25 protein-coding genes are annotated in these 25,366 nt (G+C 71.0%); 4 read left to right on the top strand and 21 right to left on the bottom strand.

The window, feature by feature from the left end; all coding sequences use genetic code 11:
• Positions 1 to 5: 5 nt before the first annotated feature.
• Complete coding sequence (locus tag DSM104329_RS11660; RefSeq protein WP_259315612.1) at positions 6 to 668, top strand: hypothetical protein; 663 nt, start codon at positions 6 to 8, stop codon at positions 666 to 668.
• Between the two features lie 33 nt (positions 669 to 701).
• Here DSM104329_RS11660 and DSM104329_RS11655 read toward each other — a convergent pair whose 3' ends face one another.
• From DSM104329_RS11655 to DSM104329_RS11625, 7 genes are all read right to left on the bottom strand, one after another.
• Positions 702 to 2,423, bottom strand: coding sequence for a PP2C family protein-serine/threonine phosphatase (locus tag DSM104329_RS11655; protein WP_259315611.1), 1,722 nt, complete (start codon positions 2,421 to 2,423; stop codon positions 702 to 704).
• 155 nt (positions 2,424 to 2,578) lie between these two features.
• Positions 2,579 to 3,808 (bottom strand): molybdopterin molybdotransferase MoeA, encoded by a 1,230-nt coding sequence (locus DSM104329_RS11650; protein ID WP_259315610.1) that lies wholly within the window; start codon positions 3,806 to 3,808, stop codon positions 2,579 to 2,581.
• Between the two features lie 35 nt (positions 3,809 to 3,843).
• Positions 3,844 to 5,004, bottom strand: a complete 1,161-nt coding sequence (locus DSM104329_RS11645; protein ID WP_259315609.1) for an XdhC family protein — start codon at positions 5,002 to 5,004, stop codon at positions 3,844 to 3,846.
• Positions 5,005 to 5,006: 2 nt separating this feature from the next.
• Entirely contained in the window at positions 5,007 to 5,678 is a 672-nt protein-coding gene (locus DSM104329_RS11640) for an SRPBCC family protein (RefSeq protein WP_259315608.1), read from the bottom strand.
• Positions 5,679 to 5,757: 79 nt separating this feature from the next.
• Positions 5,758 to 6,276: an RNA polymerase sigma factor gene (locus DSM104329_RS11635; RefSeq protein WP_259315607.1), complete on the bottom strand. Its 519-nt coding sequence runs from the start codon at positions 6,274 to 6,276 to the stop codon at positions 5,758 to 5,760.
• Positions 6,277 to 6,527: 251 nt separating this feature from the next.
• Positions 6,528 to 7,172, bottom strand: coding sequence for a response regulator (locus DSM104329_RS11630; protein WP_259315606.1), 645 nt, complete (start codon positions 7,170 to 7,172; stop codon positions 6,528 to 6,530).
• Positions 7,169 to 9,139 carry an ATP-binding protein gene (locus tag DSM104329_RS11625; RefSeq protein ID WP_259315605.1) on the bottom strand — a complete coding sequence of 657 codons (1,971 nt, stop codon included), beginning with the start codon at positions 9,137 to 9,139 and terminating at the stop codon, positions 7,169 to 7,171. The genes DSM104329_RS11630 and DSM104329_RS11625 overlap by 4 nt, the downstream gene beginning before the upstream one ends.
• Before the next feature lie 149 nt (positions 9,140 to 9,288).
• Between DSM104329_RS11625 and DSM104329_RS11620 the strand changes: the two genes are divergently transcribed.
• Positions 9,289 to 9,585, top strand: coding sequence for a putative quinol monooxygenase (locus tag DSM104329_RS11620; RefSeq protein ID WP_259315604.1), 297 nt, complete (start codon positions 9,289 to 9,291; stop codon positions 9,583 to 9,585).
• The gene (locus DSM104329_RS11615) at positions 9,582 to 10,772 is read left to right on the top strand and encodes an MFS transporter (protein ID WP_259315603.1); all 1,191 of its coding nucleotides are present in this window, start codon (positions 9,582 to 9,584) and stop codon (positions 10,770 to 10,772) included. The genes DSM104329_RS11620 and DSM104329_RS11615 overlap by 4 nt, the downstream gene beginning before the upstream one ends.
• 4 nt (positions 10,773 to 10,776) lie before the next feature.
• Here DSM104329_RS11615 and DSM104329_RS11610 read toward each other — a convergent pair whose 3' ends face one another.
• The 4 genes from DSM104329_RS11610 to DSM104329_RS11595 are packed head-to-tail and all read right to left on the bottom strand — an operon-like array spanning position 10,777 to position 12,662.
• Positions 10,777 to 11,181, bottom strand: coding sequence for an ester cyclase (locus tag DSM104329_RS11610; protein WP_259315602.1), 405 nt, complete (start codon positions 11,179 to 11,181; stop codon positions 10,777 to 10,779).
• Complete coding sequence (locus tag DSM104329_RS11605; RefSeq protein WP_259315601.1) at positions 11,178 to 11,420, bottom strand: hypothetical protein; 243 nt, start codon at positions 11,418 to 11,420, stop codon at positions 11,178 to 11,180. The genes DSM104329_RS11610 and DSM104329_RS11605 overlap by 4 nt, the downstream gene beginning before the upstream one ends.
• Positions 11,421 to 11,451: 31 nt before the next feature.
• Positions 11,452 to 11,844 carry a RidA family protein gene (locus DSM104329_RS11600; protein ID WP_259315600.1) on the bottom strand — a complete coding sequence of 131 codons (393 nt, stop codon included), beginning with the start codon at positions 11,842 to 11,844 and terminating at the stop codon, positions 11,452 to 11,454.
• A complete protein-coding gene (locus DSM104329_RS11595; RefSeq protein WP_259315599.1) occupies positions 11,841 to 12,662 on the bottom strand; it encodes a creatininase family protein in 822 nt (273 codons plus the stop codon). The genes DSM104329_RS11600 and DSM104329_RS11595 overlap by 4 nt, the downstream gene beginning before the upstream one ends.
• 188 nt (positions 12,663 to 12,850) lie before the next feature.
• On the opposite strand from DSM104329_RS11595, the gene DSM104329_RS11590 reads away from it, so the two are divergent.
• Positions 12,851 to 13,648 carry a DUF3891 family protein gene (locus tag DSM104329_RS11590; RefSeq protein ID WP_259315598.1) on the top strand — a complete coding sequence of 266 codons (798 nt, stop codon included), beginning with the start codon at positions 12,851 to 12,853 and terminating at the stop codon, positions 13,646 to 13,648.
• A gap of 10 nt (positions 13,649 to 13,658) precedes the next feature.
• Here DSM104329_RS11590 and DSM104329_RS11585 read toward each other — a convergent pair whose 3' ends face one another.
• The 10 genes from DSM104329_RS11585 to DSM104329_RS11540 form a co-directional block, all read right to left on the bottom strand.
• Positions 13,659 to 14,483 (bottom strand): alpha/beta fold hydrolase, encoded by an 825-nt coding sequence (locus DSM104329_RS11585; RefSeq protein ID WP_259315597.1) that lies wholly within the window; start codon positions 14,481 to 14,483, stop codon positions 13,659 to 13,661.
• 47 nt (positions 14,484 to 14,530) lie between these two features.
• Entirely contained in the window at positions 14,531 to 15,616 is a 1,086-nt protein-coding gene (locus tag DSM104329_RS11580; RefSeq protein WP_259315596.1) for a vWA domain-containing protein, read from the bottom strand.
• The gene (locus DSM104329_RS11575; protein WP_259315595.1) at positions 15,609 to 16,499 is read right to left on the bottom strand and encodes an AAA family ATPase; all 891 of its coding nucleotides are present in this window, start codon (positions 16,497 to 16,499) and stop codon (positions 15,609 to 15,611) included. Before DSM104329_RS11575 ends, DSM104329_RS11580 begins: the two co-directional genes overlap by 8 nt.
• A gap of 126 nt (positions 16,500 to 16,625) precedes the next feature.
• Positions 16,626 to 18,062, bottom strand: a complete 1,437-nt coding sequence (locus DSM104329_RS11570) for a hypothetical protein (protein ID WP_259315594.1) — start codon at positions 18,060 to 18,062, stop codon at positions 16,626 to 16,628.
• A gap of 90 nt (positions 18,063 to 18,152) precedes the next feature.
• On the bottom strand, positions 18,153 to 20,567 hold the full coding sequence (locus DSM104329_RS11565; RefSeq protein ID WP_259315593.1) for a xanthine dehydrogenase family protein molybdopterin-binding subunit: 2,415 nt from the start codon (positions 20,565 to 20,567) through the stop codon (positions 18,153 to 18,155).
• 11 nt (positions 20,568 to 20,578) lie between these two features.
• Positions 20,579 to 21,094, bottom strand: a complete 516-nt coding sequence (locus DSM104329_RS11560) for a (2Fe-2S)-binding protein (RefSeq protein WP_259315592.1) — start codon at positions 21,092 to 21,094, stop codon at positions 20,579 to 20,581.
• Positions 21,091 to 21,957 carry an FAD binding domain-containing protein gene (locus tag DSM104329_RS11555; protein WP_259315591.1) on the bottom strand — a complete coding sequence of 289 codons (867 nt, stop codon included), beginning with the start codon at positions 21,955 to 21,957 and terminating at the stop codon, positions 21,091 to 21,093. Before DSM104329_RS11555 ends, DSM104329_RS11560 begins: the two co-directional genes overlap by 4 nt.
• Before the next feature lie 60 nt (positions 21,958 to 22,017).
• On the bottom strand, positions 22,018 to 23,094 hold the full coding sequence (locus DSM104329_RS11550) for a M29 family metallopeptidase (RefSeq protein ID WP_259315590.1): 1,077 nt from the start codon (positions 23,092 to 23,094) through the stop codon (positions 22,018 to 22,020).
• A 42-nt stretch (positions 23,095 to 23,136) separates the two neighbouring features.
• Positions 23,137 to 23,790, bottom strand: coding sequence for an isochorismatase family protein (locus DSM104329_RS11545; protein WP_259315589.1), 654 nt, complete (start codon positions 23,788 to 23,790; stop codon positions 23,137 to 23,139).
• A gap of 7 nt (positions 23,791 to 23,797) precedes the next feature.
• Positions 23,798 to 25,366 (bottom strand): 4-hydroxyphenylacetate 3-hydroxylase N-terminal domain-containing protein, encoded by a 1,569-nt coding sequence (locus DSM104329_RS11540; protein WP_259315588.1) that lies wholly within the window; start codon positions 25,364 to 25,366, stop codon positions 23,798 to 23,800.

Raw genomic sequence — 25,366 nt, 5'->3', positions numbered from 1 at the left:
ACAGCGTGAACGACCGCCGCCCCACCCCACAGCCGATCGCCGCACCGCCCCACGGCCGGCTTCCCGACCGCGCGTTCACCGACGAGTTCCGGCGCCTGCACGCGCACGTCCTCGACTGGATCGAGCCGTACTACGACCGCGACCACCTGGTTCGGGCGGGCGACTGGGCGCTGGCACTCGATCCGACCGCCTCCGAGCCCGTCGTCATCGCGGTGCTCGCCCACGACATGGAGCGCTCGGTGCCGGGCGGACCGGTGCTCGACAAGCGGCGGACACCATGGGACGACCCCGAGTACAACCGCAGGCACTGCGAGCGCTCCGCGGTCGTGGTCGCGGCATGGCTGCGCGGCCAGGGCGCGTCGGAGCGCTTCGTGGAGGCAACCCGGGTGCCGATCCTCGAGCACGAGTTCGGCGGGACGGCGGAAGGGGACCTGGCCCAAGCGGCCGACTCGCTGTCGTGGCTCGATGTCAACGCGCCCCTCGCCGGCGCGTGGGTGGAGCGCGGCGAGTGCGATGCCGGCAAGGCGCACGCGAAGCTGCGGTGGATGCTCGAGCGCATCCGCCTCCCGGAGGCGCGAAGGATCGCGGAGCCGTTGTACGCCGCCGCGGCGACCGAGCTGGACGCCCGCGTCGCGCGGGCCCGCAAACGTTTACCTCACACGCCCTGAACGCGCCATGTTCCCTGCTCGGACGAGCGGCGCTCAGGCGACGCGCAGGATGACGATCGCGAAGTCGCCCTCCCCGCCCTGCCGGGCCGGGTTGCGCGCGACGCGCTCCACCGCGTCGGCGATCGTCGCCAGGGGCGCCGTGCTCAGCGAGCCGAGACTGCCCGCGAGATCGACGACGGTCGACCGGTCGCCCCGCCAGGCCTCGACGACCCCCGAGGTGTAGAACAGCAGCGTGTCGCCCGGCAGCAGATCGACGTCGACGTCCACCGGCGCCATGCCCGGGATCGCTCCGACCACCTGGCCCCCGCGGCCGACGGGCCGTCCGTCCTCGCCGGGGCGCAGCAGGATCGGCGGCGTGTGCCCCGCGCAGGACACGACGAGGCGGGGCCGGCGGCCCATGCGCAGTCGCGTGTGCACCACCGTGGCGAAGCGCAGGTCGTCACGCTCGCGCAGCATCGTCGCGTTCAGGCGCGTGAGGGCCGCCGCCGGCGACGGCTCGTCGAGGAGCCCGCGCAGCGTGCTCCTCACCAGCCCGGCGACCGCGGTCGTCTGCGGACCGGTGCCCGAGACGTCCGCCACCGTGACCGCCCAGGAGCCGTCCGGCGTCTCGCACACGTCGTAGAACTGACCCACCGGCAGCTGCCCCGAGCGCGGGACCTCGCACCGGGCCACGGCCTCGATGCCGCGAATGTGCGGCAGCTTGTCCGGCACGAGGCTCGCCTGGAGCGCGTAGGCGATGTGATCGCGCTCGGCCGCGAGATACGCCTCCTCGATGGCACATCCCGCCACGTTCGCGAGCTGCACCAGCGCCGCTTCGTCCTCGGCGGTGAAGTCGCCCTCGTACTTGTCGGAGAGCTGGATGAGCCCCAGGCACTTGCCGTCGCGCCCGAGGAACGGAGCCGCCAGCCAGCCGCGCATCGGCGGGTGGTGCTTGACCTCCGCCCCGAAGCCCCGCCAGCGCGGGTGGGCGACGAGCTCCGCCTGGGTCATGCGGATCGGGCGCCGGGTCTCGGGCACCATGGCGTATATCCCGCTGCCGTCGGGATGGACCTGGTAGGTGCGCCACGCCGCGTAGCGGTCGGAGAGATCCACCGCGGTGATCCACTGCGTCGTCAGCGACCCGATCGTCAGGCTCGCGACGCCCTGGTGGGCGCCGATGATCGCTCGCGAGCGGCGGGTGATCTCCGACATGAGGTCCTGGAGCGAGACGTCGGAGCGGAGGATCTCCTGCGACGCCGCGGCCAGCTCGCGGAGCTGGATCGCCTGGCGCTCGAGGCGCGCCGACATCCCCTGCGCGGACACCTCGGCGGCGGCGGATGCCGCGAGGTCGGTGAGCAGGGCGCGATCGCGCTGCGACCACGGGCGCGCCACGCGATCGATCGCGCAGAGCATGCCGGCGGGCCGGCCGTCGACGAGCAGGGCCGCGGCCGCGTACGCGACGAGGCCCAGCGTCCGGGCGGAGACGTTGTCGCGCAGGATCGGCTCGTCGACGATGTCCTCGACCACGAACGGCTCGCTCGCGGTCAGCGAGATCGGGCACAACCCATGCGCGAGCGGCAGCGTGGCGTGGCCGTCGACCAGCTCCTCGGCGCCGTAGGCGCCCACGAGCTGCTGCTCGTCGTCGCCGGGCAGGGTGACGACGGCCATCGGGGCGCGCAACGCGATGGCGGCGATACGTGCGATGCGATCGAACGGGCGCGGGTGCGCCGGCGCGCCGAGCACGCGCACGTCCGGCTCCTCGACCAGGGCCCCCACGTCCCCCGTGGCGCCGGCCGAAGCGACGACCAGTTCCCCTCGAGCAGCGGCTTCGATGTCTTTGAATCGATTCTCGTTTGCCACCGTGTAGCCGCAGTTTGCAGCAATGTGCGGTCCATCACAACGTGCTCCGGCCGGACCGGGGGCGACAGCGGCTACTGCGCGTCGAGCGGCCAGGCGAGATCCCCGTCGGAGGCGCAGGCGAGCAGCACCTGGACCTCCGACCCGGCGGCCAGCGGCGGCGCGTCGTGCGGCACGATCACGAAGCAGTCGCACTCTCCGAGCGCCGCGGTGACGTGCGGCCCCTGGCGGAACGTCGGCGTAGCGAGCAGCCCCCCGTCGGCCGCGCGGTCGAGGCGGGCGGTCAGCAGCGTCGTCCGGCCGTCCTCCGGCGCCACGGAGACGGCCAGGCGCGCACGCACCACTCGTGCGACGGCGTGCGCCTCGCCCTGCATCCGGCGCACTGCCGGCTCGACGAAGAGCAGCGAGCAGACCAGGCTCGAGAGGGGGCTGCCGGGCATCCCGAAGACCAGCGTGCCTCCCCGGCACCCGAACCAGAAGGGCCTGCCGGGCGTGATGAGGACCCCCCGGAGCCGCTCCTCCACACCGCATGCCGCGAACGCCGCCCGGGCGTGGTCGTGGCGACCGCCCGCCATCCCACCGGCGGCGATCAGCACGTCCCCGTCGAGGCCGCGCTCGAACTCGGCGCGCACCGCCTCGGGATCGTCGCCGACGAGCGTGGCGGCGACGACCTCGGCGCCGATCCGCTCGGCGACGTGGCGCAGGACGAGCCCGTTGACCTCGTACACGGCCCCGGCGCGTGGCGGCGTGCCCGGCTCGAGTAGCTCATCGCCGTTGACGACGATCCTCACCCGGGCGCGCCGGTGCACCACCACCTCCGCGACGCCGGCGGAGGCCAGCGCGGCGAGCTGCTTGACCGACACCACCGTGCCCGCGCGGGCCAGGACCTCTCCTTCGCGCACGTCCTCGGCCCGGTAGCGCACGAAGCGGCCGCGCGCGATCGGCTCGTGCGGGACGATCCCGTCCCCGTGGACGCTCGCGAGCTCCGATTGGAGCACGGCATCGGCCCCGCTGGGCAGCGGGGCGCCGGTGGAGATCTCCACCGCGGTGCCCGGCGCCACCCTGACGGCCGGGACGTCGCCGGCGGCGAGGCTGCCAACGACCCGCAGGGACATGCCGTACGTGTCCTGCGCCCGTACGGCGAACCCGTCCATCGCCGAGCGGTCGAACGGCGGCAGGTCGACGGCCGCGACGACCGGCTCGGCGAGCGTCCGCCCGACCGCACGCGCCAGCCGTACGCGCTCCACCCTGAGCAGCCGGACGCTCCCCGCCACACAGGCCCACGCCTCCTCGTGGGACAGCATCTGCCCCCGCTGGCGGGCGCGAGGTGGCGATGCGTTCAACGCTCGTTCCCGATGCCCGCCGTCGTTGGGTGGATGCGCGTCGCCGCGTTCGCGAGCCGGCCCCCGTCGCGTCCCCGCTGGAGGGCCACGATCTCGCCCATGATCGACAGGGCCGTCTCCTCCGGCGTCAGCGCGCCGACGTTCAATCCGACCGGGGCCGAGATGCGCTCCAGGAGGGACTCGTCGATCCCCGCCTCGAGCAGCCGCTCGCGACGGGCCGCCTGTGCAGTGCGGCTGCCCATCGCCCCGATGTACGGAGCGTCCGAGGCCAGCGCCGCCCGCAGCGCGGCGTCGTCGAGCTTGGGATCGTGGGTCAGCACGACCACCGAGGTCGCCCGGTCGATGCCCCCCAGGCGCTCGAACGCGGTCTGGGGCCACTCCGCCACAACCTGCTCGGCGTCGGGGAAGCGCGCCGGCTGCGCGAAGCGGCCACGGGGGTCGATCACGAACGGCCGCCATCCGAGGAAGCGCGCCAGGGTGCACAGGGCGGTGGAGAAGTCGACGGCGCCGAAGATGAACAGCCGGGGCGCCGGCGCGCTGACGTCGACGAACAGCGCCAGGTCGTCGTCCGCCTCCTCGAAGAGCTTCGACGAGCCGGCCCACATCATCTCGTCCGCGTACCCGGCGGCGAGCGCATCGGCGCGCTCGTCGCCCAGGGTTCCGCGGTGCGTGCCGTCGTCGAGGCGCAGGAGCTTGGCCCCGGGGCGCGGGCCGCGCATCAGCGTCACGAGCGCGGCGCGCCGACCGGCGCGCTGCAGGTCACGGAAGGCCGCGCTGAGGCGCTCGGGCGTGTCGTCCGCCTCCGACTCCGACGGCATCGCGAACGGCTCGACCCAGACGGCGATCTCGCCGCCGCACTGCAGACCGACGTCCCATGCCTCGGCGTCGCTGATGCCGTAGTGCAGCAGGCGCGGCTCGCCGGTCGCCATGACGCTCTCGGCCTCCTCGACGACCGCGCCTTCGACGCAGCCCCCGGACACCGCACCCTCGATCTGCCCGGACGAGCTGACCGCCATCTTGGTCCCGACCGGCCGCGGCGCCGACTTCTTCGTGCCGGCCACCATCGCGAGCGCCACGCGCTCGCCGTCGCGCACCCACGCCTCGGCGACGTCCAGGACCGCCCGCGCCGTGCCGCCCATGGATTCGGACGCGCCCATGGTCATCTCCGCGCGAGCGCTCGGAGGACGAGCACCAGCATGAGCAGCAGGAGGGCGGGCACGACGAGCCGCTTGACCATCGGCGCTCCGGCGACGGACAGCAGGTTCAGCGCCTCGTCGTCGCCGGGCGGGGCCGCCGCGGAAGCGGACGACGTGGGGGGCGACGCGGCCGATCCGCTCGACGTCGCGCCCCCACGTCCGCTCGCCGGCCCCTCGGCCGGACGGGGGTCCGGTTCCAGCATCGTCGTCTCGAGCTTCGCGACGAACTGCTTGACGAGCCGGTTGCTGACGTCGGCCAGGATGCCGCGGCCGAACTGCGCGACGCGGCCGGTGACGTCGAGGTTGGTGACGACGGTGGCGCGGGTGCCGTCGCCCTCGGGGCTGAGGGTGGAGGTGATCGAGGCGGTGACGCCGCCCTGGCCGCGCACCTCCTTGCCCTGGGCGGCGATCACGGCGCGGTGCTGCTCCTCGTCGAACTCGACGAAGCGGACCACGCACTCGTAGGTCGTCTGCACCGCGCCGACCTTCACCTTCATCGTGCCCTGGTACTCGCCGTCCGACGAGCCGGTCAGCCGGAACCCGGGGACGCACGGGGCGATCCGCTCGATGTCGGTCAGCAACGGCCAGGCTTCGCCGATCGGCGCCGCCACCGTGAACTCGTTCGTCAGCTCCATCGTCCAATCGCCCTTCTCGTCGGCGGGACCGGTCCTCCCACCCGGACGCGACGCGCCGGGGTCCTGCTCATGAGCCCGCTCACGCGGCCACCGCCACCGCCACCGGCTCGGCCTCGGCGACGTCGCGCTGCAGCTCCGGGCTCAGGTCCTTGCGCAGCGCCTTGATCGCCGCGTTCAGCGTGGCGCTGACGGTGCCCGTGCGGATCTCGAGGATCTCGGCGATCTCCGTGTAGGAGAGGTCCACGTAGTAGCGCAGGAACAACGCGGTGCGCTGGCGCTCCGGCAACCGCGCGACGCGGTTGCGGATCGTCGAGTCGAACGAATCGGCCTCGATGCCGCGCGACCCGCCTTCCGGCAGATCCCCGAGCAGCACCGTGGCCCGGGCCGTACGGCGGTAGTCGCGCGCGACGTTCGTCACAGCGCGCCACAGCCACGCCTCGAGCGGTCCGTCGCCCCGGTAGTCGAACCGGCGGCTGATCGCCCGGGCGAACGCCTCCTGAACGGCGTCCCGACCGAGATCCGCGTCTCCGAGGATGGCCGAGGCGACGCGATGGAAGTCGCGGAAGCGCTGGTCGTACGCCGACCCGATCCGGCTCATGAGCTCGTCGGCGCTCGGCGCGCCGGGACGAGCCCCGTCACACACCGATCGCGGCCTCGGAGGGCTCGGCGCCTGCCTCGATCGTCTCATTGACTGCCTCTCCGTCGCGGTATGGCCGGCGGCGCGCGCACGGCGCACTCCCCTGTCGCCAACCTTCGCCCGAGACGCCCGGCCCGCCTATCGGCCTGCCGGACGATCAGCCGCACGACATGTCGTCGTCCGACCGGACGATGCGGCGCGCGGAACGGGCGCTACGTCAGCAGGCCGCGGCGCAGGGCCTGGGCCACCGCCGCGGTGCGATCGGAGACCTCGAGCTTCGCGTAGACGTGCTGCAGATGGGTCTTGACCGTCGTCACGCTCACGAAGAGCCGATCGGCGATCTCGGGCGCCGATAGGCCATCGGCCGCCAGCCGGAGGATCTCGAGCTCGCGCTTGGTCAGCAGCGGGTCGTCCGCTCGCTCGCGGCGGGCGCGGATCTCGCTGGCTAGGGGGCCCTGGAGCGCCGGCGGGATGACGGTCTCGCCGCGCGCGACGGCGACGATCGTCCGGCACAGCGTCTCGCCGGAGACGACCTTCTGCAGGTAGGCGCGCGCCCCCGACGCGATCGCCCGGTACACCGTGGCGCTGTCCTCGAAGGCCGACAGGATGACCACCTTCGTGGGCGATCCCTCCCGCTCGAGGACCGCGGCGGCGCTGACGCCGTCGAGCCCGGGCAGCCGCAGGTCGAGCACCGCGACGTCGGGCTCGAGGCGGCGGATCTCGTCGACGGCCGCGCGACCGTCGTCGACCTCGCCGACGACCTCGAACTCCGGCCGCTGCGCCAGCACCCGGGCGACGCCCTCCCGGTACACCGGGTGGTCGTCCGCGATCAGGATGCGGACCGGGGCCGCCGTCATGCGGTCCTCGCGAGCGTCTGGCGCACGGCGGCGAGGAACTCGTGCACGTCGATCGGCTTCGTGAGATAGCCGGCGGCGCCGTGTTCCTTGAGCTCGTCGATCCGGGCCGACGTCGCGTCGGCCGACAGGACGATGACCGGGATGTGCTTCGTGCGCTCGTCGCCCTGCAGCCGCCGCAGCACCTCGTCCCCGTCGAGGTCCGGCAGGTGGAGATCCAGCAGCACGAGGTGCGGCCGGTGGCGCGCCGCGAGCTCGATCCCGAGCTGGCCCTGCATGGCGGGGATGAGCGTCACGTTCCCCACGCGCTCGAAGAGGCGCTCCACGAGCTCCAGGTTCGAGAGGTTGTCCTCGATGTAGGCCACCGTCACGGGGCCGCCGATGGTCAGGCCCTCCACGTCGGCCGACGATCCGCGCAGGAGGTCCGTCGCGGCCAGGTCGCGCCGCTCGGTGAGCGGCAGCTCGACGAAGAACGTGGTGCCCTCGCCGGGGGCCGACCGCTCGATGCCGATGGTGCCGCCCATGGCCTCGACCAGGCCGCGGGACAGGGCGAGACCGAGCCCGGTGCCCTCGCGGTTCGTCCGGTCCGCACCCAGGCGCTCGAACGGCAGGAACACCTTCTCCAGGTTCTCGGGCTCGATGCCGAGCCCCGTGTCCATGATCACGAAGCGCAGGCGATCGTCGCCGGACTTCACGAAGGCGGCGCGCACCGTCCCGCCGGGCCGGTTGTACTTGACAGCGTTGGTGACGACGTTCAGGAGGACCTGCTTGAGGCGGTGCGGGTCGGCGAGGACGAACTCGAACAGGCCGCCGTGGAAGTCGCGCACGATCGAGACCTTCCGCTCGCGGGCGAGCGGTGTGATGAGATCGAGCGCCTCGGCGAGCGGCTCGCACGCATGCACGGGCTCGACCGCGGTCGGCTGCGCGCCCGCCTCGATCCGGCTGATGTCGAGCACCTCGTTGATCAGCGTCAGGAGGTGGCGGCCGGCGGTGACGATCCGCTCGACGCTCTCGTTCGCGCTCGGAGGCAGGTCCTCCATCTCCAGGAGCTGGCCGAACCCGATGATGGCGTTGAGCGGCGTGCGCAGCTCGTGGCTCATGCGCGACAGGAACTCGCTCTTGGCCCGGTTGCCGCGCTCGGCCTCCTCCTTGGCGTGCCGGATCGCCGCCTCGGCGCGGCTGCGGTCCGTGATGTCCGTCGAGATGCCGCCGACGGCGTAGGGAGCGCCCTCGTCGTCGAACAGCGGGAACTTCAGCGACAGCCAGGTCCGCCCGTGCGTCCAGGGCTCCTCGCACTCCATCGGCTTGCCGGTCGTCAGCACGCGCCGGTCGTTGGCGGCGTACACGGCGGCGATCGCCGGCGGGAAGAAGTCGTAGTCGCTGCAGTTCGGCGTGTCCTCGCGCGAGACGCCGAACATCTCCTCGAAGTGGCGGTTGATGAGCAGGTAGCGGCCGTCGCGGCGCTTGATGTAGATGAGCGCCGTGACGTTGTCGACGACCTCCTGCATGCGGTTCTCGCTCTCGCGCAGAGCGCGTTGAGCGTCCTCCGCCTCCGTCATCTCGTGCAGCTGCAGGATGGCGAGCCGCTCCTGCCCCGGGAGGTCCAGCGGGGCGGCCTCCACCACGACCCGGATCCGCCCGCCGCGGCCGTGGCGGCAGTGGCCCTCGAACCGTTCCTCGGCGCTGCCGCCCTCCAGGGCCGTCACCAGCCGTGAGGCGTCCTCGATCAGCTCGTCCAGCGGCTGTCCCCACACCTCCTCCTCGCCGAAACCGACGAGCCGGCAGAAGGCGCGGTTGGGCGCCCGGCAGACGACGCCCTCCGGCGCGCCCACCTCGACGAGCAAGGCCGGGACGGGGGCGTCGCGGAACGTCGCCGCGATGAGATCCGTGGCGCCGTTCGCCTCGCCCTTCGGCACGCTGAGCGGACGCTCCTCCAGGCGGGCGAAGGGGTCGGGGAGCCGATTGCTCACGTGCGGTTCACGGTAACGGTGCGGTTGCCGGAACTCCAGCACCCGCCGGCGCCCGCGGGCCTGCCGTTCCTGCTCCGGGTGGGTTGTGCTCAACAATCCGCGCACGGCGCGCGTCATCGGGATGAACCCCGCGAGGAGGACGTGGATCGATGGCCGACGCCTATGCAATCACCCTGCGCTGCCACGACGGAGATGCGGCCCGCTTCCGCCGCGTGCTGGCGGAGATCGCCGGGCCCAGCCGGGCCGAGGAGGGCAACGTCGTCTTCGAGACGCATCAAGCGCCTGACGACGAGAACGCCTTCTTTGTGTATGAGAGCTACCGCGACGAAGCCGCGTACGAGGCGCACCTGGCCACGCCGTGGTTCAAGCGCGTCGAGGAGGAGCTGTTCCCGGCGCTCGCGGACCGGGCCGTTCAGCGTTACGTCACCATCGACGCCGCGCGGTGATCCGACGCGCCCCGCCCCCGGCAGAGCTCGCCCGCCGTCACGCGACCCTCGCGATCGTCGCGCTGACGCTCGCCGCGCTGAACCTGCGCCCGGGGCTGTCATCGGTCGGTCCGGTGCTGCCGAGGATCCGCAGCGACCTGTCGCTCACGAGTGCCGAGGCCGGCCTGCTGACCACGCTGCCCTCCCTGTGCTTCGCCGCGTTCGCCCCCATGGCCGCGCGGCTGTCCCAGCGCTTCGGCACCGAGCGCACGGTCATCGCGGCGCTCGGCCTGATCGGCATCGCGACCGCGCTGCGCTGGCCGGCCGACCGCGCCGCATCGCTGTTCGGCGCGACGATCGTGCTGGGCTTCGCCATCGCGATCGCGCAGACGCTCCTCCCGCCGGTCGTCAAGCGCCGGTTCCCCGGCAGGGCGGTGCTGGCCACCGGCGCCTACGCGCTGGCCATCAACCTCGGCGCGCTGATGGCCGCGAGCCTCACCGCCCCCGCCGCGCACGCACTGGGGGGATCGTGGGAAGCGGCGCTCGGGATCTGGAGCCTGCTCACGGTCCCGGCGGTGGCGGCCTGGGTGGTGCTCGAGCGCGTCTCGCCGGACCGTGCGCCGGCCGTCCGCGCGCCGACGCGGCTGCCCTGGCGCAGCCCGCTCGCCTGGAAGCTCACGCTGTACATGGGCGGGCTGTCGATCATCTACATCGTGCTGCTCACGTGGCTCGCGCCGCGCTACGAGGATCTGGGGTACTCCGACAGTCGGGCGGCCCTCGTGCTCACCGTCTTCACGGCAGGGCAGATCGTCGGGGGGGTGCTCGTGCCGCTGCTCGCCCGGCACCGCGGCGACCTGCGCCGGTGGCTGGCCGTGAGCACGGCGCTCGTCGCCGTGGGCGCCCTCGGGCTCGGGCTCGGTGGCGGTTCCGCCCCATGGGTGTGGGCGACCCTGGCGGGACTGGGCATGGGCGGCGCCTTTCCGCTCACGCTCACCCTCTTCGTCATCTTCGCCCGGACCCCCGAGGAGTCCAGCCGGCTGACCGCGATGGGCTTCTCGATCGGCTACCTGATCGCCGCGGTGGGACCGGCGCTGGCGGGCGCCCTGCGCGACATCACGGGCAGCCTCGCGCTGCCGATCACGCTGCTCGGCATCGTGGCGCTGATCATGCTGGCGGGGATCCCGTCGCTGCGCCGGACCGCGGACTGAGCGCTCAGCCGCGCATCTGGCGGCCGAAGCTCGCCGCGTCCCAGTAGTCCTCGCAGCGGGTGATCTCGCCACCGGCGGTCGACACGAGGTGAACGCCGGGCAGCTCGAGCCGCTGGCCGTTCGGCTCGAACGGCCCGAAGGCCTCCGTCAGCGTGCCCGTCAGCACGTAGCCGATCGCCGCCCGGTCGCCTTCGGCGATGAGCATCCGCTCCTCCCAGCGAGCGTCCGGGAACGCGGCCAGGAGGCCACGGAGCCCGTCCGCGATCGCCTCGGGCCCGCTGCGCTCGCCGCCTGTCGCGATCTCGACGTGGCGGCCGTCCGGCGCATAGAGGCGACCGGCGGCATCGGCGTCGTGGGCGTTGTAGGCCTCGTGCAGCCGGCTCGCCAGCTGTGCGCCGTCGCGACTCATGCCAGGGCGGCGCTCTGCACGCCCTCGTGCTCTCGCAGCAGGGCCAGCGCGCGGTCCGCCGCCTCCTCGTCGGGTACCGGCACGCGGAACATCGTGCCCTGCCGGGAGTCCTGGGTCCCCGGATACATGGGGTACATCCGCAGCCCGAGGCTCTCGACGCTGGACGAGACCGCGCTCTCGTAGCCCAGGCTCGAGGCCACGCTGCCGTCCGCCAGCTTCAACTGAACCTTCAGCTCCATGTCGTCCTTCCGGTCATCGGTGGTGGTGAACTCATGCGGCGAGGACCGCCGTCGCGTCGATCTCGACGAGCAGGGAGTCGAGGCCCAGGTTCGCGACCTGCACCACGGTGGCGACCGGGAACGGGCCGTCGCCGAACAGCTCTCCGCGGACCTCGAGCTCGATGGGGAAGTGGCGGATGTCCTTGAAGTAGCACACGATCTTCACGACGTCGTGCAGCGAGCCGCCCTGAGATCGCAGCACCACCTCGACGTTGCGCCAGCACTGCTCGATCTGCGCCCGCGGGTCGCCGGCGCCGACGACGCGGTTGTGCTCGTCGAAGGCCACCTGGCCGGCGATGTACAGCGTGTCGCCGGCGCGAACGGCGTGGACGTACGGCTCCTCGGGCGGGGCGAGGCCGGCCGGTGACAGACGCTCGGCCCTCACGCCTCCACCGCCCCGGTCGCCCGCGCCGCGAGATCGCACGCGACCCGCACGAGGCGCGGGACCACGGCATCGAGGATCCGCTCGCCCGTCTCGGCGCTCGCCCGGGTGGCGTCGCCGATGACGCCGGACGGCGAGATCTCCCGCAGCATGTCCATCGGCACCGTCACGGACGGGCCGCGGTGGAAGGCGTCATAGCGGCCGAGCGACGACCACGGCAGCCCGGCATCGCGGACCGCGTCGCTGCGGTTGAACGCGTCTCGTGTGGCCCGGGTCATGTCGACGCGCTGACCGAGCGCGAGCGCGAGCGACGTCTCGGCCTCCTCGGCGTGGATCGTCGGCGTGTCGAGCTCGGCGATCACGTCCGAGCCGAGGTCCAGCCAGTTCGTCAACGGCATGCGCCGGCCCGTCGTCTCGTAGTAGTGGTTGATCGCCACCGTGAGCGCGGGCACGTTGCCGCCGTGACCGTTGACGATCACGACGGTCTCGAAGCCGTGATGGAAGAGGGAGTCGCAGACGTCGCGGAAGACCTGCAGGAAGGTCTCCGTGGTCAGCCGCATGCTGCCCGGGTACTGCATGTGGTACCAGGAGAGCGTCACGTTGACCGTCGGGGCCACGAGGAGCGTCACGCCCTCTGCCTCGGCATGCTCGGCCGCGCGGATCGAGAGCTCCCGGGCGATGAAGCAGTCGGTGTCGAGCGGCATGTGGTGGCCGTGCTGCTCGATCGATCCGAACGGCAGCAGCACGGCCGTCACCCCGCGCGACAGCGCCTCGTCGACCTCGGACCACGTCATTCGCTCGAGCTGGTGTCGCTCTGTCACGGCCGCCCCCTCATCTCGGTCTCGCGGACAGCGTGGAGGCCGCGAACCCCGCGCGTCAACCAAACCGGGGCCAGATCACGCGAACGGGTGAGCGCCGGTCATCCGTCCGCCGGGCGCCGCCTCATCCCCTCGATCCTGCGGGCGGCCGATGGCCCCTGGCGACCGGCGAGCGGGATACTCCGCCGGCGATGATCGTGCGAGACACCGGCGACGCCTGGCAGTGCGTCCTCCAGACCGACCATGCCGTCCTGGCGGGCGACTTCGCCCAGGCCTGGGGCAACGAGCGCTTCGAGGCCCCGGAGCCACGCCGCGTCGTCGTCTCGGCGACGGCGCGCCACGACGACGGGTGGGCGATCTGGGAGCGCGCCCCGAGCCTGCTCGCCCAGAACGGTCAGGTGAAGCCGCGCAACTTCCTCGACGTGCAGATCATCTCCCACCTCGCCTTCTACCGCGCGCAGATCGCCGCGGTCAGCGATGAGGACGACTACGCGGGGATGCTCGTCGCGATGCACGGCCGCGGGATCTACAACGGCCGCCACGGCACCGATCCCGGGCTGAAGCTCACGTTCGCCCCGCTCGTGCAGGAGGCGGTCGACGCGTTCATCGACGAGCAGGAGGCGCGCATCAAGCAGGTGTGCGAGGCGCGCGGCATATCCGAGCAGGAGTTGTGGACGAACTACAAGCTGCTGCAGATCTACGACCGGCTGTCGCTGTACTTCCAGATGAAGGACGTCGTCGCCGGCGAGCGCGCCGTCCTGCGGCCCGTCCCGACGGGGCGCGACGGCGAGGACGTCGAGCTGACGATCGAGCCCGACGGGCCCTGGCGCGTGCGCATGGACCCGTTCCCGTTCGCCGAGGCACCGGCGACGTTCACGATGCTGCGGCGCGAGATCCCCAAGCGCGACTGGACCGACAACGACGACTTTCGCCGCGACTTCTTCGCCAACCCCCCGGAGCCCACGCCGATCGTGATCTCCCCCGCCTGAGCCGTGGGCGCTACTCGGCCGCGGCGATGAAGCGGCGGCACACCGTGACGAAGTCCTCGAGGTTCTCCCACGGGATCATGTGCCCGGCGTCCGCGATGGCCACCGTCTGCGCCGCCGGGTTCGCCGCGGCGACCTCGGCCGCTCCGGCCGCCGTGACGACCGGGCTCACGCTGCCGTGGACGAACAGCAGCGGTCCGCCGAGCCGGGTCCAGTACGCGAAGAAGTCCTCGAGCTCGAAGTTGCGGTAGGTGGCCATGACGGCGCTCTCGTCGCACGTCGGGAGCCATTCGGCCCGCAGCTGCAGCTCGGCCTCCGGCCAGCGTGGGTAGAAGCGCCGTACCTCGTCCGCCGTCGTTCCGGCATAGGCCTCGTGCAGTTGCTGCTCGAAGCTCTCGCGGGTCGTCGGGTACGGGTCGCGGCCGGGGCCCGTCAGCGGCGGGTCGGCGAGGATCATCGGACCGCACGACTCGGGGTGCAGCGCCCCGAGGGCGGCGACGATCCGCGCCCCGAGGGAGTGGCCGAGCAGGACTGGGCGCTCGAGCCCGAGCGCGTCGATGACGCCGGCCACGTCGGCCGCGTAGTCCGGCAGGGCGTAGCCGTGCGCCGGCACGTCGGACAGCCCACGTCCCCGCAGGTCGAGGACGACGACGCGCGCCAGGTCGGCCAGCCGCTCCGCCACGAACTCCCATGTGATGGCCGGGCTCGTGATGCCCGGCACGATCACCACCGTGCGATCGCCGTCGCCGTAGGACAGGAAGTGATGGCGCAGCCCGTTGGCCTGTACGAAGCCGCTCTCGCCGCGTGGTTCGGTCCTCGTGGTGTCGTGCGTCGTCATGTCGGGCTCCTCGTCCGGTTCGTGGTCCTCACTCGCAGATGCCTCAACTAGTCCGCCAGCTCGTCGGCCAATGCCTCGAGGCTCGCCCAGCTGTGGCCGCTCGCGAAGGTGTCGACGTATGGCAGCGCGGCGGCCATCCCCCGGGCGATGGGCCGGTAGCCGGCCTGCTCCTGCAGCGGGTTCAGCCAGATCACCCGGTGCGCGAGGCGCACCAGGCGGCGCATCTGGGCCGCCAGGACCGCCGGGTCGCCGAGGTCGAGCCCGTCGGAGCAGATCACGATGACCGCGCCGCGGGCCATGCCCCCGTGGCCGTAGCGGTCGAGGAACTGCTTGAGCGACTCCCCGATCCGCGTTCCGCCGTCCCAGTCGAGGACCTCGTCGGCGGCGCGGGCCAGCGCGACGTCGGGATCGGTGCGCATGAGGGCGCGCGTCACCCGGGTCAGGCGCGTGCCGAAGCAGAACGCCTCCCAGTTGCCGCTCGAGCGCAGGGCGGCGTGCGCGAACACGAGCAGCCCACGCGAGTACGACGCCATCGACCCGGAGACGTCGACGATGAAGATCACCCGCCGGCTGCGCAGGCGGCGCTCGCGCCAGGCGCGCTCGACGGGTTCGCCGCCGGTCCGGAACGACCGGCGCAGCGTGCGGCGCAGATCCGGCGCCCCCCGTCGCGCCGCCTGCCGCCGGCGCGACCGCCGCAGCGGCACCGCGAGGGAGATCCGCGCCACGAGCCGGGCGAGCTCGCTGAGCTCCTCGGGAGTCAGCTTGGCGAAGCTGCGTGTGCGCAGCAGCTCGAGCCGGCTCGCCCGCTCGGCGTCAGGCGTGACATCACGGCCCCGCTCGCCCCCCTCGAGCCCGCCGTCGTCGGCCACGCCGCGGACGCGCTCGATGACCTCCTTCATCTCCACCCGGCGGCCGTAGTTGCCCGTCCAGTAGCGATCGAAGACGAGGGTGTAGGGCTTGATGTCGGCCCGGCGCGTCACCAGCGTGGCCCGCCCCGCCCAGTAGAGGTCCGCCGGCCCGAGCATCGCCGCCGCGCGGCTGAACTCGAGGATCTGCCCGGTGCCGACCGGAAGTCCCTCGTCGCGCAGCTCGCGCCCGAAGCCGATCACTCGGTCGAGGAGCTCCTCACTCATCGGCGAGCAGCTCGGGCAGCAGCTCTTCGACGCGGATGAGGTCGTCTCGGTTCTTGATGACCCATCCGAGGCTGACGCGCGCCGCCTCCGAGGTGACCGCATCGGCTCCGAGCAGGACGAGGGCCTGGGCCCAGTCGATGGCCTCGGCGGCGCCCGGCATCTTGATCAGGTCCAACTCCCGGATGCGCGCGATCGTCCGCGCGACGGACGTGGCGAGCTGCTCGGACACGCCGGGCGCGCGCACGCGGATGATCTCCGCCTCCCGCTTGGCGCCCGGGAAGTCGATCCAGTGAAACAGGCAGCGGCGCTTGAGCGCATCGTGGAGCTCTCGCGTCCGGTTGGACGTGAGGATCACCACGGGTGGCACGGCGGCCTCGACCGTCCCGATCTCGGGGATCGTCACGGAGTAGTCCGAGAGCACCTCGAGCAGGAAGGCCTCGAACTCGTCGTCGGAGCGATCGAGCTCGTCGATGAGCAGCACCGTCGAGCCACCATGACGCAACGCCCGCAGCAGCGGGCGCTCGATGAGGAACTCGGGGCCGTAGAGCCCCAGCTCGGCGCTGCGCACTCCCTGCTCGCCAAGCTGGATGGCCCGCGCGTAGAGCAGCTGGCGGGCGTAGTCCCACTCATAGAGCGCCTGGCTCGCGTCGATGCCCTCGTAGCACTGCAGGCGCACGAGCTCGGCGTCCAGGATCGTGGCCAGCGTCTTGGCGACCTCGGTCTTGCCGACGCCGGCCTCGCCCTCCAGGAGCAGCGGGCGACGGGTCGCGAGCGCCAGGTAGATCGCCGTGGCCAGACCACGGTCCGGCAGGTAGCGCTCGCGCTGGAGGGCCGCTTCGACCTCCTCGATGGAGCCGAAGGCGACGGCCGACGTGGTACTCACACAACCTCCTCGAGAAACAGACCGGCGACCGCGACCGCCGGCTGAGCGATGCGCGCCGCCGGGGGTCCGCCGTCGGGCGGACCCCCGGTACCGGTGCGCCGGTCCTCACCGGCCGTCATCGGCTCGTCACTCCGACGGCGACTCCAGTGGTCCCGCCGTCGCGAACCTCCCGCCCGGCCCGCCGGTCGCGCCGGCCGGGGTGAGGGGCGCGCCGTCCGGCAGGATGGTCTCCGCCGCCGAGGGCAGACCCCAGTAGGCGCTGTCGAGGCCCTCGAGCTCGTCCGCCTCCTTGACGCGGAGCCCGATCGTCTTCTCGATCCCGACGATGAGGATCAGCCCGGAGATCGCGGCGACCCCCACGGCCACGCCGACGCCGATGAGCTGCCACCCCGGCGTGATCTGGGAGTTGCCGGGCGCGTACTTGCCCTGGAGCCCGAAGTAGCCGCCCGTCGCCGTGTGCCACTTGACGAAGCCGACGACGATCGCGCCGTAGATGCCGCCGAACAGCGCCAGCGGCACGACCTTCTGCTCATCGATCTTCAGCTTGGCCATCGTCTTGTAGCCGGCGAAGACGATCAGGGGCGCGAACAGCGCCACGATCAGCATCTCCCATGGCTTGAACACGTCGAAGCCGGCCGTCCCCGACACGTACCCGGCCAGCGGCCCCAGCAGGGCCCAGACGGCGTCGTGCCGCCAGTACGCCAGGATCGCGCCCGTCACGGCGCCACCGCAGAACGCCATGAAGATGTTGAGCAGCACCACGCCGATCCCGCTGCTGGTCACCGAGATGCCGAAGTACCCGACGCCGGGCACGAAGTACCCGCAGCCCAGCACGAGGAACGGGATGGCGAACATCAACAGGACGACGCCGAATGCGGTTCGGCCCATGTTGTGCGGCAGCGGGCCGGATGTCCCAGGATGCGGCGTGTGAACCCCGAGCCGGGGTCCCGCCCGCCACGCCAGGATCAGCGCCCAGACGCCCACGAAGATGTAGAACGAGAAGTTGCCGACGTAGTCGTGCACGCCTGCGTTCGTCAGCGGGCTGACCGAGCCCCACGTCAGATACGCGAGGAACGGCATCACGATGCCGCCGGCGGCAATCGACAGGATGTAGATCGGCACGGCCTTCACGCGTTCGAGGCCCGCCGAGTGGATGAGCGCGGCCATCGCCGCGGCGTAGACGATGAAGAACACCGAGAAGATCTGAAGAACGTCCGATTCGGGCACGAGCTTCGGATCGAGGTTGCCGGCGAACTCGGTCATGTTCGTGCCGCCGAGCCACCAGGACTTGATGGCTTCACTCAGCGGGTTCGCGACGCCGAAGGCCTCGTTGAACTGCCAGTTCCAGATCCCGAAGCCCACGATGATGAACGCCAGGCCGGCGAACAGCGAGGCGAGGATCTTCTGCACCCAGGTGTCCAGCAGGTTCTTGCGCCTGACGAGCCCTGAATCGATGAGCCCGAAGGCCGCGACGACGAGGAACAGGCAGATGACCGCGAGGACATAGAAGATGTCCAGGGCGAAGATGTCGATTGACACCTGTTCTTTGAACACTGCGAACATCGTTGTCCACCCTCCTACTTACCGTGAATGAAAGTAAGAAAGGCGCGCTCCCCTCAACGCCCTCCTCCGTATTGCGTGACCCAGCTCGACCTACGCGCCCCCGTTGCCGGCATTGCGGATGAGCTCGCGGACCTCGTTCGGGCCGATCGGCGTCTTGGTGATCTCGACGGTACCGAAGCAGCTGATGGCGTCCGCGATCGCGTTGAGGCATGCGGCGCCGGCGGCGATGTTGCCCGACTCGCCCATGCCCTTGATCCCTCCTTCCGTCACGACCGAGGGCGTCTCGATGTGACTGATGTCCATATCCGGAACTTCGGTGGTGGACGGGTACAGGTAGTCCATGAGGCTGCCCGCCAGGAACTGTCCGTTCTCGTCGTAGGTGAGGTCCTCGTACATCGACCCGCCGATGCCGTGTGAGATCGCGCCGGCCATCTGCCCGTCGACGACCATCGGGTTGAGCATCGTCCCGCAGTCCTCGCAGCACGAGATGTGCTGCAGGTCCACCTTGCCCGTCGCCGCGTCGACCTCGACGAGCGCAACTATCGTGCCGTTGCTGTACGTCTCGGGAGGGTCGTAGGACCGGGTCGCGGTCAGCGCCGGCTCCTCGCCCTCGAGCCGCGCGGCGCCGCCGTAGTAGGCCAGCATGCCGACCTGTTGCATCGTCATGGTCTTGTCGGGGACGCCCTTGACGCTGAACGAGCCGTCGGCGAGCTCCACGTCCTCCGGGCTGACCTCCATCGCGTGGGCGGCGAGCCGGACGATCTTGTCGCGGACCTCGGATCCGGCGCGCATGATCGCGCCGCCGGCGATCACGGCGGTGCGGCTCGCGTACGTGCCCGTCCCGTACACCGCCCGGCTCGAGTCGTTCTCGATCACCCGGATGCTCTCGAACGGCACGCCGAGCGTGTCCGCCGCGACCTGGGCGAGGGTCGTGTAGTGCGCCTGCCCGTGGTTGTGGCATCCGGTCGTCACCGTCACCGAGCCGTCGGGCTCGATCGTCACGCTGGCCGCGTCGAAGAACTCGGCCGGGAACCCGTTTGCCTTGGCGACCTCAGAGCCCCACGCGGTCGGCTCGACGTAGGGGCTGAAGCCGATGCCGAGGTAGCGCCCCTCCTTGCGCAGATCGGCCTGCTTCCTGCGCAGCCCCTCGTAGTCGATCATCTCCATCACCTTGCGGATCGACGCGCTGTAGCTGCCGCCGTCGTACTTCATCCCCGTCACCGTCGTGAACGGCTCGTCGGGGATCGCGTTCTGCAGCCGCAGCTCGACGGGATCGACGCCGAGCTCGCGCGCGATGTCGTCGATGAACGTCTCACGCGCCACGTGCCCCGGCGTCCAGCCGACGCCGCGATACGCGCCGATCGGGCACCGGTTCGTCATCGGCGCGTCGCACACGGTGTGGACCGCCTCGATGTCGTAGATGCTCGGCAGGAGTCCGGCCGCCGGCAGCGGGTCGATCAGCGACGTCCACGGGTGCGCGGGGTAGGCGCCCGACACGCCGATGTAGTGGCCCTTGAACGCGAGGAACTTGTTGTTCTCGTCCACCGCGACGTCGAGGTACATGACCATCTCCTTCGCATGCGAGGAGGCGGCCAGGTTCTCGTAGCGGTCCTCGATCCACTTCACCGGCTTGCCGACGAGCTTCGAGGCCGCGGGGACCAGCGCCTCCTCGTCGAAGACGTGGGCCTTCATGCCGAAGCCGCCGCCGACCGAGTCCGAGATGATGCGCATCTTGCTCTCGGCGATGCCCAGCGGCCCGGCCGTGTAGGTGCGGATCAGGTTCGGGATCTGGCTCGACGTCCACACGGTCAGATCGTCGGTCGCCGTGTCCCAGTCGGCGATGACCGCGCGCGCCTCCAGCGGGGCGGCCATGAAGCGCCCGTGGTGGAAGCGCTTGCGGAACACCCGGTGGGCGCGCTTGAACGCGCCCTCGACGTCGCCGCGCTGGAACTCGATGTGCGCGAAGTTGTTCGACTCCATGTCCTCGCGCACCAGCGGCGATCCCTGCTCCAGCGCCTTCTCGGCGTCCATGATCGGGTCGAGCGGCTCCCAGTCGACCTCCAGCGCGTCGACGCCGTCCTCGGCGAGGTACCGCGAGTCCGCGATGACCATCGCGATCGGCTGGCCGACCCAGCGGGCGGTCGTCGAGTCGAGGATCGGCCGTTGCACGGTCGCCACCTCGTCGCGCATGAGCGTGGTGGAGAACGGGCCCAGCACGGGCTCGAGGTCCTGCTCGGTGATGACCGCGACGACGCCGTCGATCGCCAGCGCCGGTGACTTGTCGATGCCGGTGATCTTCGCGTGGGGGTGCGGGCTGCGCAGGAAGGCGCAGTGCAGCATCCCGGTCAGGTGGATGTCGTCGGTGTACTTCGCGCGCCCGGTGAGGAACACCGGGTCCTCGGTGCGCAGGACGTTCATCCCGATGTACTTCTTGCGATCCATGACGGAGTTCGCCTCGGCATCGCGCTGGATGTTGCGTCCGGTGTTGAGCGTGTCGGTCGCCATGCGGTGCCCCCTCAGGCCTGTGACTGCTGCTCGGCAGCGTGCTTGACGGCCGCGACGATTCCGACATAGCCGGTGCAGCGGCAGATGTTCCCGGAGAGGTACTCGCGGATCTCCGGCTCGGTGGGGTTCGGGTTCTCCTCGAGCAGCGTCTGCGCGGCCAGGAGCATCCCCGGCGTGCAGAAGCCGCACTGCAACCCGTGCTTCTCGCGGAACGCCTCCTGGATCGGGTGAAGTTTCCCGTTGGTCGCCAGGCCCTCCACCGTCTCGATCTCGGCGCCCTCGGCCTGGACCGCGAGCATGATGCAGGAGCGCACGACCTCGCCGTTCATCCGCACGGTGCAGGCGCCGCAGACCCCGTGCTCGCACCCCACGTGGGTGCCGGTCAGGTCGAGCTCGTGACGCAGGAAGTCCACGAGGAGCATGCGCGGCTCCGCGATTCCCCGCCTCTCGACGCCGTTGACCTTCAGCGTGACGATGCGCTGGTCATCGGTCGGCTCGATGCGGCGGCTGCTGACGGTCGTGCTCATCGGGATCCTCCCTTGGTGTCCATGTCCTGCAGCGCCCGGGTGACCAGGGCACCGGCGACCTCCCGGCGATACGTGCTCGTGGCATGGAAGTCGGACGGGGGATCGAGCTGCTGCTCGGCGAGCCGTCCCGCCTCGTCCGCACCGTCCGCCGGGGCGCGTCCGACGAGCGAGTCCTCCGCCTGCGTCACGCGCACGGGCGTGTCCGCGACGCCGCTGAGCGCGATGCGGGCCCGGCTGACGTTGCCCGAGCCGTCGAGCTCGGCCACCGCGGCGACGCCCACCAGGGCGAAGTCCCCGTGGCGGCGCGAGACCTCGTGGAAGGACCACGCCGCGTGGTCCAGCGGGTGCGGCAGCTGCACGGCGGTGACGATCTCGTCGTCCTCCAGCTCGGTCGTGAACGTGGAGACGAAGAAGTCGTCCGCCGCGATCGTGCGCGTGCCCTGCGGCCCCTGCACGGTGATCTGCGCGTCGAGCGCCAGGAGCACCGCCGGGATCTCGGCCGCCGGGTCGGCGTGCGCCGTGGCTCCGCCGAACGTCCCTCGCGTGCGGATGCCGACGTGCCCCACGTGCCGCATGGCCTCGTTGACGATCGGCGCGTACGCCCGGACCTCCGGGGAGCGCAGGACCGTCACGTGCCGGGTGTTCGTGCCGATCGTCAGCCCCCCGTTGCGGCTGATCCCATCGAGTCCCGCAACGTGGTTGATGTCCACGAGCACGCCGGGCCGCGCGAGGCGCATGTTCATCAGCGGGATCAGGCTCTGGCCGCCGGCGAGGACCTTGGCGTCGTCGCCATGCTGCTGGAGCAGGGACGTCGCCTCCTCGAGGCTCTCCGGACTGGCGTACTTGAACGGTGCGGGCTTCACACCTGGCCTCCTGTTCGATCCGGCGTGCGGGAGTTTCGGTTCGTGGTCGTCATGCGGCGCTCACGCGGTGGTGACCGACGGGGATCCGAACGTGCTGCGCGAGGCCTTGAGGTCCTCGACCACGAACTCGCCGTCGACGAGGACCGGCTCGTCGTCGAGGTACATGCTGCAGTTGCGCATGGGGATGTCGATGTGGCAGGCGGTGTCGTTGTTCCCGCCGAGCTCCTGGTTGGGGCCGGTGGAGAACAGCGTGTTGCCGTAGAACGCCCGGCTCTCCATGCCGATGCTGCGGCGGTCGTTGGCGAGGCCGGACCACCGGCACTTCTCGTTGCAGCCCCAGCCGATGTGCGAGATGCCGTACGCCTTCTCGTCCTCGAACCCGGCGATGTAGTCACGCAGCAGCTCGGCGTCGAAGCCCCCGCGGACGTCCTCGAGCCGGCCCTGGCGGATGGTCAGCTCGACGGGGTCCTCGACGAACTTCTTGAACGGCGTGATGACGATGTCGCCGCGGTCGACGACCACCTTGCCGTCGACGCCGTCGTCCGACCCGCCCGTGAAGAGGAAGCCGGACGGCCAGTGGTCCCACCGGCCCGGCGTGTCGGTGAACCCGTACTCGGTCATGACGGGGAAGGACCCGAGCTGGTAGACGACGTCGGTGCCGGCGTGGTTGGTGATCCGCAGGCTCTTGGCGTTGCCCAGCAGCTCCTCGCTGACCTCCACGCGCCGGCGCTGGTCCTGGGTCGGGAACAGCCGCTGGAGGTTGTCGATCGGCTCGACGCACAGCAGCATGCGGGAGCCGGCCTCCTGGATCTCGAGCTGCTCCTTGGAGAACAGCAGGAACATGAGGTCGATCACGATGTCGGCGGACTTCAGCGACTCCAGCGCGGGGACGTTGTCGGCCAGCGGCGTCTCGCCCACCGTCCAGGCGCCGGCGTCACCCAGCAGGGAGGTGGACGCCTCGGGCAGGCGCACGTTGAACGGCGTCGCGCCGAGCTTGCGCGCCGCGGCCATGAACGCGTCGGCGTAGTCGATGCGTTCGTCGAGCTGCGACAGCACCGCGACCGTCTCCCCCTCCTTCACGCCGCAGAGCTTCAGCTCCTTCTCGCAGAGATCGACGAATGTGGATGAAGCGGCCATGTCAGGTGCCTTTCTCGTCGCTTTGGTGCGGGGCTCGGCACGTCACCCGACCGCCTCCGCGCGGGTGGTGACGCTCTCGAGGTAGGCGATCGCGTCGTCGACCGAGACGACGTCCGCGTACTTCGCCTGGATGTCGAAGAGGTTCGCCTCATGCGGGGCGCGCGCCCGGTCGCCGACGCACTCCCGCGGCACGAGCGCCGGGAAGCCGTGCTGCAGGAGATCGATGGCGGTGGCGCGGATGCACCCGCTCGTCGTCGCGCCGCACAGGACGACCGTGTCGATGTGCAGGGCGACGAGGATGGCTGACAGGTTCGTGCCGAAGAACGCCGACGCGCCCTTCTTCAGCACCACGGGCTCGCCGGCCCGCCGCTGCAGGCGGGGGTCGATCTCCGAGGTGCGATCGCCGATCTGCAGGTCGAGGATGGCAGGGAACTTCTGCGGCCAGACGCCAGCGTCCGTGCCGCCCGGCTCGTATCCGATCGTTGTGAAGATCACCGGCGCGCCCTGCTCCCGCGCGACGCCGAGCAGGCGATTGGTCGCCTCGATCTCCGCAGTCAGGTCGGATCCGACGGGATACGACGGATCCGTGAAGCCGCACGTGAGGTCCACGACGAGGACCGCGGGCCGAGACCCGAGTTCGAAGCTCTGTCCCAGCCGCGCGGCCGCGTAGACCTGGCGGGCCTGCTCGTCGCTCATATGCCTCCTACCTCGCCGGCTTCGTCATGTCCTCGGCGTTGTACGTCGACAGCGACGGCGCCTCGATCTTCGGCGTGAACGTGCGCTCGGGCGCGTCCGCCAGACCGATGAAGTGCCGGCAGTCCTGCAGGAACGACGTGCGGTCGTACTCGCCGTAGAGGCGCTCCTTGAGGAACGGCACGTTCAGCGCGTTGGACTCCTCGAAGAGCTTCGACCGCGTGGCGTGCTCGCTCGCCGCGACGTCCCACACGAGGTTCATGACCAGGTTCTTGTCCCGCGCGCTCATGTTGCGCGTGTCCAGGAACCAGGCGAGGTTCTTGCCGAACGCCGCCGGCGTCTCGAGATCGGCCTCGTTCCAGCGCAGGATCATGCCCTGTCCGCAGATGTCCTGAAGGATGTGCAGGATCCGCGGCAGGTTCTCCAGCGCGTAGGAGCGGCCGGCCGTCACGACGTTGACGTCCGGGGTCATGACCCCGCCCTCCGAGAAGTCGGCGAGCTCCTCGGCTGCGTACTGCATGCCCTGCAGGATCTGGCAGTACTCGATGATCTCCGCGACGCGCTGACGGACCACCGCGACCTCGCTGAGCTCGAGCGTGTCGACGATGAGCTGGGCGAGCCCCGCGTAGAGCTCCGCCTTGGCGACGATCCGGACGAACGTGTACCAGTGCTCGTGCCGGGCCCACACGTTGTAGAAGTTCACTCCGTGCAGTGCGCGCTTCTTGCGGGCGATGATCCGCTCGTTCGGGATGAACAGGTTGTCGAAGGCGACGATCGACTCGATCTCCTCGCCCTTCGACGTGAGCGGATGGTCGTACCAGGTGGATCCCGGGCGATGCACCACCTCGCGGCAGAACATCTTCAGGCCGGGCGAGCTGATCGGGGCGAAGACCCAGAAGCTCTCCTCGTCGAGCGGCGGGAAGAAGCTGCCGAGGATGATCTCGTTGGCCTGCGGCACCGCGGTGCCGACGCCCTTGACGCCGCTGATCCAGATGCCCTTGTCGTTCTCCTTGACGATCCGCGCGGTGGCGCGGTCGGGCGGCTGGACGTCCGGGGCGGTGCCGGACGCCCGCGAGCGATACCCCTGCGGGTCGACGATCGTCTCGCCGAGGTGGATGTTGTTCTCCTCGCAGTACTTGATGTACCACTTGATGTTCTCGGCGTCCTCGCATTCGCGCTTGAACGCCGGGAGCTCCGACAGCATCCCGATGGGCAGCGTGGCGATCATGTCGATGCCGCGCCCGTGCGTGCCCCATGTCCTGCGGGCGACGAACTTGATGCCCTCGCGGCGGAAGCGCAGGTCGTCCTTGGTCCGTGGGATCAGGTAGGACGCCGTGACCCGGGCGCCGTCATCGCGCACGTAGGTCAGCGCGTTGCGCGCCTCCTCGTCGAACTGCAGGTCGTAGAGCTCAGCGATCTCCCGGATGCCGCCGGACGTCGCGAAGTGGTCCGTCACATCGTCGACGCGCTCGCCCTTGTAGTACACCTCACGACCGTCCTGGAGTGACTTCAGGTACTCCTCGGCGGTTTTCAGGTAATGCTTCTCGGTGTCGACCGGCTTCTGTTCGATCGTAGCCAT

This window comes from Capillimicrobium parvum (assembly GCF_021172045.1).
GTDB lineage: Bacteria > Actinomycetota > Thermoleophilia > Solirubrobacterales > Solirubrobacteraceae > Capillimicrobium > Capillimicrobium parvum.
This window is presented reverse-complemented; position numbering and strand designations above follow the sequence as displayed.